This window comes from Aeromicrobium sp. UC242_57, assembly GCF_044452305.1.
Taxonomy (GTDB): Bacteria; Actinomycetota; Actinomycetes; order Propionibacteriales; family Nocardioidaceae; genus Aeromicrobium.
This window is the reverse complement of the sequence record NZ_JBIOAM010000005.1, coordinates 1030534-1043612: the sequence shown is the minus strand read 5'-3', so window position 1 is coordinate 1043612 and position 13079 is coordinate 1030534. Positions and strand designations below refer to the sequence as shown.

Below are 13079 nucleotides of genomic sequence, written 5' to 3'. Positions count from 1 at the left end.
GTGATCCTGCTGCTCGCCAGCACGGCAGGTGTCGTGCTGGCCGGTTGTGCCGGCTGGGCCGTCGCCAGCAACGGTCTGCGTCCCGTGCGCCGCCTCACCGCGGCGACCGAGCATGTCGCCCGTACCTCAGAGCTCACGCCGATCAAGGTCACGGGTCGCGACGGCTGGCCCGTCTGACGACATCGTTCAACGCGATGCTCCAGGCGCTCGACGCCTCGCAGGAACGCCAGCGCCAGCTCGTCGCCGATGCCGGCCACGAGCTCCGCACACCGTTGACCAGCCTGCGCACCAACATCGAGCTGATCGGCCAGGCCGCCGACAGCAGCGACCGCCAGCTGACCGTCGACCAGCGACACGAGATCATGGACGACGTCCGCGCCCAGCTGGAAGAGCTCACGACGTTGGTCGGCGACCTCGTCGGCTGGCCCGCGACGAGCCCATGTCACGGGCCCCCGAACCACTTGACCTGGCCGAGGTCGTCAACCACGCCGTCGACCGGGTGCGGCTGCGCGCCCAGGCAGCGACATCGACGTCGAGGTCGAGCCGTGGATGGTGATCGGCGAGCCACAGCTGCTCGAGCGGGCCGTCACCAACCTGCTCGACAACGCGGCGAAGTGGAGCCCCGACGACGGCGTGATCCACGTCAGGCTGACCGGTGGCGAGCCACCGTGACCGACGAGGGTCCCGGCATCAACGCTGAAGACCTGCCGCACATCTTCGACCGGTTCTACCGCTCGAGCGAGGCGCGAACCCTGCCCGGCTCCGGACTCGGGCTGTCGATCGTCAAGCGGGCTGCAGAGCGGCACGGCGGGACGGTCGAGGTCTCCTCACCTCCGGGCGGCGGCACGCAATTCACGTTGCGACTGCCCGAGTCCACGGTGCCGGACGACCTCTGAGACCGTCAGGGTTCTTTGATCTCTCACACGCCAATCTCATACATGTCTCAGAGATAGGCGAGAATCTATTTCCATGACCGATTCGCACGATCCCTTCGCCGCCAACCCGTACGTTCCCCCGTCGGATCGCGGCGATGATCAGGACGCTCCCACGCCTACTGAGGAGATTCCTGTCGAGACGGCAGCTGCGCCCCCCGCGCAGGCTGAACCCACCATGACGCAGCCCGCGACGCCTGCTGCGCCCCAGGAGCAGGCTGCGCCGGCCGAGGCGGCCGAGTCCGCCGCTGAACCGGCCACCGACGCGCCGTTCATCGCCCCCTCCGCACCCCCGGCACCCCCGGCGGCCCCGGCGGCCCCGGCGGCCCCGGCGGCGGACACGTGGGTCGCCGAGAACGAGCCGACCGTCGAGGTCGCCCCGCTGGCCGCTCCCGCGAGCCCCCCGGTGCCTGACGACTTCAGCCACCGGTACCAGGGCCAGGCCCCCACCTCGTCGCAGGCACCGTACGGCGATCCCTTCGCTCCCCCGGCCCAGCACGAACCGACCGTCGCGTTCCCGCCGTTCGCGGCCACCAGCGTGGAGTCCAGCGGTGGAGCACCCCGTGAGCCCAAGCGACGCGGCCGCAAGCTCGCCGGGGTGCTGGCGCTCGCGGTGCTCGCTGGCGGCGCAGGCTTCGGTGGTGCCTGGGCCTACGACCAGGCCAATGACGACGGCGGATCCGGCGGCAATGTCGTCAACTCCCTCGACAGCGGCTCCAAGACGACGCAGACGAAGGCCGCTGCCGGTTCTGTCGCGGCCGTCGCGGAGAAGGTGCTCCCGTCCGTCGTGCAGATCAACGTGAAGGGCTCCGAGGAATCCGGCTCCGGCACGGGCATCATCATCAGCAGTGACGGTGAGATCCTGACCAACAACCACGTCATCGACGTCGCCAATGGCGGCGGCACCATCACCGTCGCATTCAGCGACGGCTCCAACGCCAAGGCCGAGGTCATCGGCGCCGATCCGAAGACCGATCTGGCCGTCATCAAGGCCGCCGGTCAGTCGGGCTTGACGCCGGCGTCGCTTGGCACGTCGGCCGATCTCAAGGTCGGTCAGGAAGTCGTGGCGATCGGCTCGCCGTTCGGCCTCGAGAGCACCGTCACGCAGGGCATCATCTCGGCGCTCAACCGTCCGGTCTCGTCGTCCGACGGCTCGGGCAGCGGTGAGTCCACCACCTTCCCGGCCGTCCAGACCGACGCTGCCATCAACCCCGGCAACTCCGGTGGCCCGCTGGTCGACCTCGACGGCAACGTCATCGCGATCAACTCCGCCATCCGGTCCGGCACGACGACCTCGGGCGATGCCGGGTCGATCGGCCTGGGCTTCGCGATCCCGATCGACCTGGCCAAGAACGTCGCCAAGCAGCTGCTCGACGGCAAGAAGGTGCAGCACGCCCAGATCGGTGTCAGCGTCGGCAACTTCCTCGGCGAGGACGGCATCACCGGAATCGGCGCCGAGGTCAAGGAGGTCACCCCGGGCGGGGCCGGCGACAAGGCCGGGCTCAAGAAGGGCGACGTCATCACGTCGGTCAACGGCGCCCTGATCCCGAGCTCGGAGGCGCTGGTCGCCTCGGTCCGCGGATTCAACCCCGGCGAGAAGATCACCCTCACCTACACCCGGGACGGCAAGAAGAACGAGGTCGACGTGACTCTCGGCTCCGACGGCGGCAAGACCGAACAGGCCAGCCAACCAGCGCCGTCCATCCCCACCCCGTAGCACCACGCACGCCCTGAGCCTGGCGTCCTGCACCCCTCCGGTGCGGGACGCCAGGCTCAGTCGTCGTGATGGCCGGTTCTCGGGGGACGTTGGCCGATTTCCGCTCGCGCTCGCAGCGGACCACTGGCTAGGGTTCGTGAGTGAAGACCGAGCGCGACCTCTCCCTGCTGGCCATGCTCGTGACGGTGCTGCTGTGGGCCTCGGCCTTCGTGGCCATCCGACTGTCGGCGACACGTTCTCCCCTGGCTCTCTGACGCTCGGCCGGCTCGTCATCGGCGTCCTCGCGCTGACCCTGATCGCCCGGCCGACTCGCGCGGCGATGCCGCGAGGCCGGGCGCTGCAGCTCGTCCTCCTCTACGGCGTCGTGTGGTTCGGGGCGTACAACATCGCCCTCAACGCCGCCGAGCGCGATCTCGACGCTGGCACGACGGCCCTGATCATCAACATCGGTCCGGCGATCGTGGCTCTGCTCGCGGGCTTCATCTTCAAGGAAGGCTTTCCCAAGCCGCTCGTCATCGGCATCGCAATCGCCTTCGCGGGGGTCATCCTGATCGCGGTCAGCACCAACCACGACTCCACCTCGGTCGACACCGCCAGCACCTCGGCGGTGCTGCTGTGTCTTGCGGCCGCCCTGTTCTACGCGATCGGTGCTCTAGCCCAGAAGCCTGCCCTCCGCACCGTCGAGCCCGTCATGTCGGTGTGGCTGGGATGCCTCATCGGCGCGGTCGTGTGCGTGCCATTCGCACCCGCGCTGATCCGCGAGGTCTCGGACGCCTCCGCCCACGACCTCTTGTGGCTCGCCTATCTCGGGATCTTCCCGACGGCGATCGGCTTCAGCACCTGGTCGTACGCCCTGAAACGCATCACCGCCGGCCAAGCCGCGTCGACGACGTACCTCGTGCCAGCCGTCGCGACCCTGATCTCGTGGCTGCTCCTGGACGAGGTGCCCGCAGCGTTGGCGTTCGTCGGAGGCGCCCTGTGCCTGCTGGGCGTCATGGTCACCCGCCTGAAGACGCGGCCAGCCGACAACCCCGACCCCCTCGACGCGCCAGCGGCGCCCTGACGACCTCAACCAATCAGGTCGGTGACCAGGTCACGCAGGATGCCGAATCCGTTCTGGGTCAGGATCGACTCGGCATGGAACTGGATGCCGCGGTAGTGCGGTCCGGCCACCAGGTGGATGTCGCCGGTCTCTGGCTCGGTCTCGACCGTCACACCCTCAGGCAGCCCGTCGGCTGGCACCCGGGCCACGAACGTGTTGTAGAAGCCCACCGTCTCCGGGCGATCCAGCACCGTGAGCCTGCTCTGGGTCCCCTGGAACACGATGTCCTTGAACGTCAGGTCGAGACCGATCTGGTGGCTCAACGTCTGATGGCCAAGACACACGGCCAGGAACGGTCGCTGCGTCTCGAGCAGTCCCGCGACGACCGCATGCATCGTGGCCATCTTGGGGTCGTCGAGATCGCGCGGGTCGCCCGGCCCCGGACCGACCACGACCAGGTCGTAGCCGTCGAGGACGCCCTCCGAGTACGCGTCGTGGCGCACGATGTCGGTCGTCATGCCCAGCACACCGAAGACGTGCGACAGCATGTTGACGAAGTCGTCCTCGGCGTCGACGATGACGACCCGCTTGCCAGTCAGCGACGGCACCGGAGCAGCCCCCGACTGGTCGGTGAGCCAGAACTGGCTCAGCCGCTGGTTGCGTGAGCCGAGCGCGATGATGACCTCGTCCTCGCGGGTGAAGGCGTCGAAGCCGTCTACCGGTTCAGGCGCCGCGTCGACCAGCCCGAACGCGCTGAGGATGCCCGAGGCCTTGGCCCACGTCTCGGTCGTCTCGTACTCCGCGCTCGAGTCACGCACCAGCGTCGCTCCGGCCGAGACCTTGAGGTTTCCGGCCAGATCGACATCGGCGGTACGGATCAAGATCGGCGCATCGGCCCGCTGCTCACCATTCTCGTCTCGCCCGATCAGCGCGGCGACCGAGGCGTAGTAGCCGCGTCCCTGCGGCTCGTACTGCTTGATGAGTCGGCAGGCATTCTCGACCGGGCTGCCCGTGACGGTGGCCGCGAACATCGAGTCGCGCAGCACCTCGCGCACGTCGCGGTGGGTGCGACCGGCCAACAGGTACTCGGTGTGCACGAGGTGCGTCATGGGCTTGAGATAGGGCCCGAGCACGAGTCCACCCTCATGGCAGATGTCGCACATCATCTTGAGCTCTTCGTCGACGACCATGAAGAGCTCGTAGATCTCCTTCTCGTCCTCCAAGAACTTCAGCAGCTCGCGCTTCTTGTCGGCGTGCGTCTCCAGACCGCGCATGCGGAACGTGCCACTGATGGGGTTCATCCGGACCTGGCCGGCTTCGAGGCTCACGTGACGTTCGGGCGAGGCGCCGATCAGGTAGCGGTCGCCGGTGAAGATCAAGAACGTCCAGAAGGCGCCGCGCTCACGCTCCAGCAGGCGGCGGAACACCGTCAGCGCGGTGTCGTGGTTCCAGTCGGCGACCTGTGCGCGGTAGTGCCGCCCGATCACGACGTTGGCGCCCTCACCCTGGCCGATCTCGTCGTCGATGATCGTGCGCACGATGTCGGCGTACTCGTCGTCGGTGGTCTCGAAGCCGCCACGATCGGTGAACTCGACCGGGACGTCGGGCAACACCTCGAGCAGCTCGGTCAACGGGACGTCGGCGCTGTACGCGATGTCGATCGCCGACAACGGCGTGCCGTCCTGATGCGCCTCGAACCCGCGCTCGCTCGCCTGGGCGTACGGAACCAGGACCAGCTGGTCCCACACGGGTCCCGGACCGGACTTCAACGGGATGTCGGCCAGCGCGGCGAGGTCGGTGCGCGGGCCACCGACCAAGGTGACGGTGTCGGACTCGCGCACGCGGATCAGTGCGAACGCGGGTTGAGCCAAGAGCTCGTCGAGGGAGGTCATCGCAGTTCCTTCGGTAAGTGTCTCGACCGGCCAGGACGAGCTGTGCTCATCAAACTGTGCTCATCTAGGCACACACGACAAAGCCCAGAGCCGGCGGTGAGGCGGTCTGGGCAGAAGTCGACAGGCCACCGTTACGGGTGGCGCCACCAGGCGAGGTGCTGGACTGTCATGGGCCGAGCCTAGCGCAGGGCCTGCGATGACCGGCAACCTTGTCCAGCAGGCGCGCGCCGACGTGCGGCGCAAGGAGATTCGAGAGGCCACCCGAAAGGCCATCGACGACTACGGCCCGCTTGTCGATCGACTCGCACAGTGATCGACTACCTCTCGCTCGAAGACCTGCTCGAAATCGTCGACATCGCCAATCTCCAGGCGGTCCGTGACATCGGTCTGCTCGACTCGGCTGCGCACCGCCCTCAAACTAGCCTCTTCGGCGACGACGCCTACCTGACTCTGCACGAGAAGGCTGCAGTCCTGCTCGAGTCCGTCGTCCGCAACCAAGCGCTGATCGACGGCAACAGACGATTCGGGGTGGTTGGCGATCACGGTGTTCTTTCGCCGCAACGGCGAGGCGTTTCATGTCGATCACGACGAGGCCGACGAGCTCGTCATCGTTGTGGCGACCGGCACCATGAGCTACCAGGACTCGGCTGCCAGACTGGCAGCATGGACATCGACGTCGACCTGATCCGACGCGACCTGGCCCAGCTCGTCAACTTCCCCAGCACGGGTGGCAGCGACGCCGAGATCGCGGCCCAACGGTGGTGTGCCGCGACGCTGACCGGCCTCGGCATGGACGTCGACCAGTGGCGGCTCGATCTCGACGGCCTCCGCGCCGATGCCGACTACCCGGGCGAAGAGGTCGAGCGCGACGAGGCCTGGGGCGTCGTCGGCACCTCCGGACCTGGCATCCCGGCACTGATCCTCAACGGCCATGTCGACGTCGTGCCGCCTGGCGACGCCGACTCGTGGACCAGCGGCGATCCCTGGCACGTCCGCGAGCAAGACGACCACTGGTTCGGTCGCGGCGTCTGCGACATGAAGGGCGGTGTCGTCGCGATCATCGCGGCGGCTCGTGCGGTCAGCGACCTGCCGCTGAACCGACCGTTCGCGGTCCACTCGGTCATCGGCGAGGAAGATGGCGGCATCGGCGCCTTCGCGACTCTGCGCCGCGGCCACACCGGTGATGTCTGCCTCATCGCCGAGCCCACCGCAGGCCAGATCGTCTCGGCCAATGCCGGCTCCCTGACGTTCCGTCTCGAGGTGCACGGCCAGTCGACCCACGGCTCGATGCGGTCCCGCGGTCACAGCGCGATCCAGGCCTTCGAGCGCGTCCACCGAGCACTCGGCGTGCTCGAGGCCGAGCGCAACACCGCGCCGCCGGCACCGTTCACCGACGTGCCGTGGCCCATCAGCGTCGGCATCGTGCATGCTGGCGACTGGGCCAGCACGGTGCCCGACCTGCTCGTCGCCGAAGGGCGCTACGGCGTCATGCCCGGCGAGACCTTCACGGCCGCCAAGCGAGTCTTCGAGACTGCCGTCGCCGACGCCGCAGCGGGCGACCCCTGGTTGGCGGAACATCCGCCCATCGTCACCTGGCCGGGCGGACACTTCGCCGCCGGCCAGCTCGCCTTCGGCCACCCGTTCGGTGACGAAGTTCGACATGCCGCGATCGCCGCCGGCGCGGAGGCACCCGATCTGATCGGGGCTCCGTACGGTTCAGACCTGCGTCAGTACGCCGCGGCCGGCATCCCGACCGTGCAGTACGGGCCCGGCGACATCGTCGACGCGCACGCAGTCGACGAGCAGGTCAGCATCGACGACATCGTGACGTGCGCACGGACGTACGCCGAGCTGATCATCGCGCGCTGCACCTGATCGGAGCCCACACGCACCTAGTCGGTCTCTCGGTCTGACACCTCGGCGTCCTGAGCGAGCGGGAAGTACGGTTGCGGCGTCACCTGCCCACCGGGCTCGAAGTCGACGACCTGCAGCCCCACGGGACGTCCGTCCTTGAACGTCACGATCGTGACCTGCGCGGTGCGGCGAAGCTTGCTGCCCAGTGCGAAGGCGTAGACCGCACCGCCCGTGCTGCCGGTCGACAGCGTCGTGGTCGGGCTGCCGTTCGCCCCGGTCGTCGTGGTCGGACCGACCTGACGATGCAGATGACCCGACAGGACCAGATCGGCACAGCCGGATGCGGCGGCCTGCTTGGCCGACGAGGGGCTGTGGACTGCGATGACGCTGACTGCGCCGTCGTCGCACGCAGTGCTCAAGCTCTTGGTCCTGCGCCGCCAGCGCCGCAGCATTGGCGTCCGCATCGCCGTAGTACCCCGCAGTCAGGCCCGAGCTGCGCGGATCGCTGCTGCCCAGGAAGCGCACGCCGCCGACGTCGACCGGCTTCCGTCGAGCACCGTGAAGCCCTTGTCGCGCATCTGATCGGCCACCGTGTCTCCGGTGTCGTGGTTGCCGGCGACCGACACGACGTCAAAGCCCTTGAACTCGCTGGCCAACGAGTTGAGGCTGAACGTCTCCCAGCTGGCACCGTTGGAGGTGTCATCGCCCAGGTCGATCAGCATCGTCGCGCTGGCACGATCGGCGATCGCCCGCGCCACGGGATCCATGCCGATGTTGTCGTGCCGGTCGGTCACGACCAGCGCCGTCGTCTCGCCCTCCGCGGGCACCCGGACATCGGCGCTCTTCGCGGGTCTCGGTCATCTTGCCGTAGAACGCGACCGACGTCTGATAGGTGTCGAGCGCCCCTTGGACGAGTGCCTGGCTGCCGGCCGTCGACGCCCCTTGGATGATCTCGACCTTGTCGAGCACCGGATCGCTGGGCAGCAACGGGAATGCTGCAGCGATCGGCTCCCAGGCCGCGTCGTCTTCGCGCGGCCGCTCAGGGGCCGCGACGAGCACGAGTGCTGCCACCAGGGTCACCGACACCGCTGCGGCTCCGACGACCTGCCTGCGAGCAGGGCGCCGCGCTGCGGCCCAGATCATCCGCCGACGCTGCTGGCCGATCGCCTGCCAGGCCAGGACGGCGATCAGGACCGCGATGATGCCGGAGCCGAGCCCGCGCAGCGCCGCATCGGTCAGCATCGACGTGATCGTGCCGCGGACCGCCGCGATCTCGCCCTGCGGCTGGCTCGCGATCACCGCGTCGCGGGCGATGGCTCGATCGAGCTCGGTGACCTCGCTGTCACCGAGGCGGATGTCGACGCCGATGCCGAGGGGCGCTTCTGAAGGGAGCCTGATCTGCGGGATCAAGGTGCCGAAGTCGATCCGTGCGTAGCCGTCGAAGTTGGGCTGGACCGTCGCATCATGCGCACCGATGACGATGGCCCGTTCGCTGTGGACGAAGGTCGTCAGGGCCGTCGGCAACGCCACCGGCGCCCCGAGGACGACGAGCAGGAGGAGCTTGACACCCAACCTCATACGATCCGGCTGCTCCACCGGTCTGTCGTGCCCACCGTGGTCAACAGCGCGTCGCACGGGTCAGGACGACGTACAGCGTGCGCCAGCCCGCTGACGACTCCTCGGTGATCGCGTCGGGCTCGACGACGACGACACCGTCGAACTCCAGCCCCTTCGTGTCGAGCCCGTCGAGCACACGCAGACGATCTGGGTAGCTGCGGTGAGCTCGGCCAGATCGGCGCTCAGCCCGACCAGACGGTCGCGCGGGGCCACGACGGCCACCGTCCCGTCGACCCGGCCGAGGATCTCTTCAGCGCTACGGCGCACCGACGAGATCAAGTCGGCACTGGAGACGACGAGACGCTGGGGCGACTCTCCGGTGCGGCGCACCGCGTCGGCCAGATCTGGGTCGGGCACCGCGACCGCCGCGACCTTGGCGGCCAGCGTAGATCTCTGCGGAGTTGCGGTAGTTGGTCGACAGCCGGAAGGCATGCTCGGGCTTGCCCTCGAGCGCGGCCTTGCGCGCGGCAGCGGACTGACGGGTGCGGCCACGACGACTGGGCCTCGTCGCCGACGATCGTCCAGCTGGCGTGGCGGCCGCGACGGCCGAGCATCCGCCACTGCATGGGCGAGAGGTCTTGGGCCTCGTCGACCAGGACGTGGGCGAAGCCGTCGTCCTCGATGCTCTGGGTCGAGCGGAAGCGGTCGACTCGCTCTTCCCGTTCGCGCCGCTCGAAGCCGTCAGCTGCTTCGGGCGCATCATCGTCCTCGCCGCCGGTCTCAGGCAAGCTCACCGATGACGTAGCGCAGCTCGTCGATCAGCGGCACATCTTGGATGCTCGGCTCGCCGAGCTCCCACGAGGCCTTGAGCGCGGCGAGCTCGCGGGCGTTGAACGCGTTGTTGGACAGCTGCTCGAGGACGTCGGGCAGGGTGCGCCAGACCTGGATCGGCTCGACCGGCGGCCACCACTGCTCGACGAAGTCGACGAAGCGGTCGTCGGTCGTGATGATCTCGACGAAGTCTTCTTTACCCTTCTCCAAGGCCCGCTCACCGCGCACTTGACGCCACAGAGCCTCGATCAGCGCGACCGGAGCCTTGTCGTACGCCGGTTGCGCTTGGCTCCCGACAACGCTGGCGACGGATCTTGGCGAGCTGGTCGGCGTTGAGCCGCAGGACGTCGTCCTTGAAGAAGTAGCGGAACTCGCTCGGCGAGCCCGGCATCGGGAGCTGCCGCCGCGCGCGCCAAGAACTTGACCATGCGCGACGAGCCCTTGGCTGCAGCCGCGACGGGCTCGTCGTGACGTGCGGTGCGCAGGCCGTCGACGACCTCGCCGAGCGAGCGCAGCGTCACGCTCGTCTCGCCGAGGCTCGGCAGCACCCGCTCGATGTAGTTCATGAACACCGTCGACGGACCGACCACCAGGACGCCGCCCGACTCGAACCGGCGCCGGTCGGTGTAGAGCAGATAGGCCGCGCGGTGCAGCGCGACGACGGTCTTGCCAGTGCCGGGACCGCCGCCGATCGTGGTCGCCCCACGGCTGGGTGCGCGGATCGCCTCGTCCTGCTCCTTCTGGATCGTCGCGACGACCGAGTGCATCGTGGCGTCGCGCGCGCGGGTCAGGCTCGCCAGCAGTGCACCCTCACCGATCACGACCATGTCGTCGGGCGCGTTGTCACCGTCGAGCAGGTCGTCCTCGATGCCGATGACCGTGTCGTTGGCGCAGCGCAGGACGCGCCGCCGGACCACGCCGGGACGGCTCCTGAGCGGTGGCCTGGTAGAACAGCGCCGCCGCCGGGGCCCGCCAGTCGACCAGCAGGATCTCGCGCTCGGCGTCGCGCACGCCGATGCGGCCGATGTAACGAGACTCGCCGTTGACCAAGTTGAGTCGCCCGAACACCAATCCGTCGTGCGCCGCGTGCAGGGCGGACAGCCGCTTGGACGCCTGGTAGACCATCGCATCGCGTTCGACCAGTCCGCCCTTCGTTGCCGACGTGACCGCGCGCCATTCCCTCGACCACGAGGGACTGGGCGACCTTGGCCGAGGCATCGAGACGTTCGTAGACCGTGTCGACATAGGACTGCTCCGCGGCGATCTCGCGTTGCTCGGCGTTGTGTGAGCTCAACTCACTCCTTCTGTGCGTCAGAGAACTTACAAGTCTATGGCGTGCCAGAAATATTCCGCAGGCACATGCCCGCGAAATGGACATCGCTTGTGACACCGGCGATTCGACATGCCGTCAGAAAAACGTTCACCCTGTTCGGGCCGTCCGTTCGTCACGGTGGGGGCGTTCTCGCCGAATGCGCGAATTGACCCGATTCGCCGTACTATTGAGGGGACTTTGGTCCTACTTCCTGAGGTGTACCCCTTGCGCAAGCTCTTCGTCGCCCTCGCTGCCGTGCTCGTCAGCGCCGCACTGGTCGCCACCCCTCTGACCGCCGCCGACGCCGCGAAGTCGAAGAAGTACCGCATCTCGCTCAAGCTCAGCGAGAGCTCGTCGACGTGTCGTCGGAGACCAAGTCGTTGCGCAACACCAAGATCACCGGGCGAGTGACCGGCGGCAAGGTCAAGGGCAAGAAGATCCGCATCACGGCCTACAACACGAGCAACAACAAAGAAGTACAAGACCTACACGGTCAAGCTCGTCGAAGGGCCGGTTCTCGCGCACGTTCGAGCCGCCCGTGGGTGGCGTGTGGCGCCTCAAGGCGACGATGTCCAAGCGCGGTCGCACGGCGGCCGGCACCCGCTCGACCTTCCTCGACGCCTTCCACTGGACCTTCCTCTACGAGTTCTACGACAAGTCCGGGCGCCTCAACCGGCCGGCCGGCACCTCCGGCGTCCAGCACAAGGTCGGCCGCGCAGCGATCCGTGGACCGTCAACAACCGCAAGTTCTTCTTCTCGTCCTTCCTGGTCCCCCGGAGGCAGCACCGCGGTCGTCGACATCCGCGGCTACAAGTGCAAGAAGATCACCTTCCGGATCGGCGTGGAAGATCGCTCGGAAGCCAGCGAGGGGCGTTACAAGATCTCTCAGCCTTCCTCCAGGGGGAACGTCTGATCAAGTCGGCGACGATGAAGCGCGGCGAGCCCGCCTACGAAGCGATCAAGTCCCGCACGGTCCGCGACCGGCTGCTGCCGACCAGGCCACTAGAGATCAAGTCATACCTCCCCGAGTCCGGCGAGAACATCAACTTCCTGCTGGGCACCGCCAAGGTGTTCTGCACCTTCCCGTCGATCAACTGACCTGACGGTGGGGTTTCCACCCAAAGCCGACTGAGTCCCTACTCAGCACCGCACGTCGGGCCTACGCTCCGATCATGCGCTCCCTACGCTTCACCCTGGTCGGGCTTGTCTCCGCCGCACTCGTCGCCACCGGCGCCCAGTCGGCCCAGGCTGCCTCGAAGTACGCCGTCACCCTCACCCTCAGCACCACGACCGCCGAGATCAACGGCACCGTGACCCTGACGGCAAGGTCTCCCCCAAGGCTCGTGGCAAGAAGGTCACGGTCTATCGCAAGAACGGCACGGCTGGCTCGTGGAAGAAGGTCACCACGGCCAAGCTGACGTCCTCGGGCAAGTTCAGCAAGAAGGTCAAGCTGACCCAAGGCGGTCCGACGTTCTTCCGAGTTCGCAAGGCTGCTGCGAAGGGCCGTGCCGCCGGCACCAGCGCCCCGCGCAACATCAGCGTCTTCCGGTGGCGATCGCTCAACGACCTGCCCTTCTCGTCGGTTCCGTCGAACGTCTACCGCGGCAACCTCAAGATCAACAATCACCTGTTTGGCGTGAAGTCGTTCTCGCTGCACGACAACGAGCGCATCGACTGGGATCTCACCGGCAAGCAGTGCACCAAGCTACGGGGCTACATCGGCATCGACGACGACTCCCCCAACGGCACGTCGGGCTTCGCCTTCATCACGAACCAGGGGTTCGGCCTCCTGGCGTACGAGCAGCAGCTCGCCAAGGGACAGAGCGCCCGCTGGATCAATGCGACGCTGACCGACCCCAAGCTGCGCTTCCTGCCAGACGTCAGTGATCCCGGGGGCTGGGCCGCCTACGCCGAGATGCAGGTCTACTGCAACAGCTAGCGC

20 protein-coding genes are annotated in these 13079 nt (G+C 67.8%); 11 read left to right on the top strand and 9 right to left on the bottom strand.

Annotated elements, in window-relative coordinates; all coding sequences use genetic code 11:
• The 4 genes from ACHMWU_RS28120 to ACHMWU_RS28105 all read left to right on the top strand — a co-directional run bounded on the left by ACHMWU_RS28120 (position 1) and on the right by ACHMWU_RS28105 (position 3712).
• Positions 1-177: a hypothetical protein gene (locus tag ACHMWU_RS28120; RefSeq protein WP_396048783.1), complete on the top strand. Its 177-nt coding sequence runs from the start codon at positions 1-3 to the stop codon at positions 175-177.
• Between the two features lie 17 nt (positions 178-194).
• Positions 195-896, top strand: a complete 702-nt coding sequence (locus ACHMWU_RS28115) for a sensor histidine kinase (protein ID WP_396048782.1) — start codon at positions 195-197, stop codon at positions 894-896.
• 73 nt (positions 897-969) lie between these two features.
• On the top strand, positions 970-2649 hold the full coding sequence (locus ACHMWU_RS28110; RefSeq protein WP_396048781.1) for a S1C family serine protease: 1680 nt from the start codon (positions 970-972) through the stop codon (positions 2647-2649).
• Between the two features lie 136 nt (positions 2650-2785).
• A complete protein-coding gene (locus ACHMWU_RS28105) occupies positions 2786-3712 on the top strand; it encodes a DMT family transporter (protein WP_396048780.1) in 927 nt (308 codons plus the stop codon).
• A 5-nt stretch (positions 3713-3717) separates the two neighbouring features.
• Here the strand turns inward: ACHMWU_RS28105 and ACHMWU_RS28100 are convergent, their stop codons facing one another.
• On the bottom strand, positions 3718-5583 hold the full coding sequence (locus ACHMWU_RS28100; protein ID WP_396048779.1) for an anthranilate synthase family protein: 1866 nt from the start codon (positions 5581-5583) through the stop codon (positions 3718-3720).
• 309 nt (positions 5584-5892) lie between these two features.
• Between ACHMWU_RS28100 and ACHMWU_RS28095 the strand changes: the two genes are divergently transcribed.
• The gene (locus tag ACHMWU_RS28095) at positions 5893-7458 is read left to right on the top strand and encodes an ArgE/DapE family deacylase (RefSeq protein WP_396048778.1); all 1566 of its coding nucleotides are present in this window, start codon (positions 5893-5895) and stop codon (positions 7456-7458) included.
• A 17-nt stretch (positions 7459-7475) separates the two neighbouring features.
• Here ACHMWU_RS28095 and ACHMWU_RS28090 read toward each other — a convergent pair whose 3' ends face one another.
• The 5 genes from ACHMWU_RS28090 to ACHMWU_RS28070 all read right to left on the bottom strand — a co-directional run bounded on the left by ACHMWU_RS28090 (position 7476) and on the right by ACHMWU_RS28070 (position 9620).
• The gene (locus tag ACHMWU_RS28090) at positions 7476-7856 is read right to left on the bottom strand and encodes a hypothetical protein (RefSeq protein ID WP_396048777.1); all 381 of its coding nucleotides are present in this window, start codon (positions 7854-7856) and stop codon (positions 7476-7478) included.
• 63 nt (positions 7857-7919) lie between these two features.
• Entirely contained in the window at positions 7920-8159 is a 240-nt protein-coding gene (locus ACHMWU_RS28085; RefSeq protein WP_396048776.1) for a hypothetical protein, read from the bottom strand.
• A complete protein-coding gene (locus ACHMWU_RS28080) occupies positions 8137-9009 on the bottom strand; it encodes a hypothetical protein (RefSeq protein WP_396048775.1) in 873 nt (290 codons plus the stop codon). Before ACHMWU_RS28080 ends, ACHMWU_RS28085 begins: the two co-directional genes overlap by 23 nt.
• Before the next feature lie 46 nt (positions 9010-9055).
• The gene (locus ACHMWU_RS28075; RefSeq protein ID WP_396048773.1) at positions 9056-9190 is read right to left on the bottom strand and encodes an ATP-binding domain-containing protein; all 135 of its coding nucleotides are present in this window, start codon (positions 9188-9190) and stop codon (positions 9056-9058) included.
• A gap of 139 nt (positions 9191-9329) precedes the next feature.
• Positions 9330-9620, bottom strand: coding sequence for a hypothetical protein (locus tag ACHMWU_RS28070; RefSeq protein ID WP_396049262.1), 291 nt, complete (start codon positions 9618-9620; stop codon positions 9330-9332).
• Here ACHMWU_RS28070 and ACHMWU_RS28065 point away from each other — a divergent pair.
• The gene (locus tag ACHMWU_RS28065; RefSeq protein WP_396049321.1) at positions 9537-9794 is read left to right on the top strand and encodes a hypothetical protein; all 258 of its coding nucleotides are present in this window, start codon (positions 9537-9539) and stop codon (positions 9792-9794) included. The two genes, ACHMWU_RS28070 and ACHMWU_RS28065, sit on opposite strands and share 84 nt — an antisense overlap.
• Here ACHMWU_RS28065 and ACHMWU_RS28060 read toward each other — a convergent pair.
• From ACHMWU_RS28060 to ACHMWU_RS28050, 3 genes are read right to left on the bottom strand one after another with little or no spacing between them, the layout of a single operon-like run.
• A complete protein-coding gene (locus ACHMWU_RS28060; protein WP_396048772.1) occupies positions 9775-10035 on the bottom strand; it encodes a hypothetical protein in 261 nt (86 codons plus the stop codon). The two genes, ACHMWU_RS28065 and ACHMWU_RS28060, sit on opposite strands and share 20 nt — an antisense overlap.
• Before the next feature lie 38 nt (positions 10036-10073).
• A complete protein-coding gene (locus ACHMWU_RS28055; protein WP_396048771.1) occupies positions 10074-10742 on the bottom strand; it encodes a hypothetical protein in 669 nt (222 codons plus the stop codon).
• The gene (locus ACHMWU_RS28050; RefSeq protein ID WP_396048770.1) at positions 10669-11070 is read right to left on the bottom strand and encodes a hypothetical protein; all 402 of its coding nucleotides are present in this window, start codon (positions 11068-11070) and stop codon (positions 10669-10671) included. Before ACHMWU_RS28050 ends, ACHMWU_RS28055 begins: the two co-directional genes overlap by 74 nt.
• Before the next feature lie 292 nt (positions 11071-11362).
• Between ACHMWU_RS28050 and ACHMWU_RS28045 the strand changes: the two genes are divergently transcribed.
• From ACHMWU_RS28045 to ACHMWU_RS28025, 5 genes are all read left to right on the top strand, one after another.
• Positions 11363-11548 carry a hypothetical protein gene (locus tag ACHMWU_RS28045; RefSeq protein WP_396048769.1) on the top strand — a complete coding sequence of 62 codons (186 nt, stop codon included), beginning with the start codon at positions 11363-11365 and terminating at the stop codon, positions 11546-11548.
• Between the two features lie 127 nt (positions 11549-11675).
• Entirely contained in the window at positions 11676-12050 is a 375-nt protein-coding gene (locus tag ACHMWU_RS28040; protein WP_396048768.1) for a hypothetical protein, read from the top strand.
• A gap of 14 nt (positions 12051-12064) precedes the next feature.
• Positions 12065-12235 carry a hypothetical protein gene (locus ACHMWU_RS28035; protein ID WP_396048767.1) on the top strand — a complete coding sequence of 57 codons (171 nt, stop codon included), beginning with the start codon at positions 12065-12067 and terminating at the stop codon, positions 12233-12235.
• A 74-nt stretch (positions 12236-12309) separates the two neighbouring features.
• A complete protein-coding gene (locus tag ACHMWU_RS28030; RefSeq protein WP_396048766.1) occupies positions 12310-12555 on the top strand; it encodes a hypothetical protein in 246 nt (81 codons plus the stop codon).
• 218 nt (positions 12556-12773) lie between these two features.
• Positions 12774-13076 (top strand): hypothetical protein, encoded by a 303-nt coding sequence (locus ACHMWU_RS28025; protein WP_396048765.1) that lies wholly within the window; start codon positions 12774-12776, stop codon positions 13074-13076.
• Positions 13077-13079: the final 3 nt, after the last annotated feature.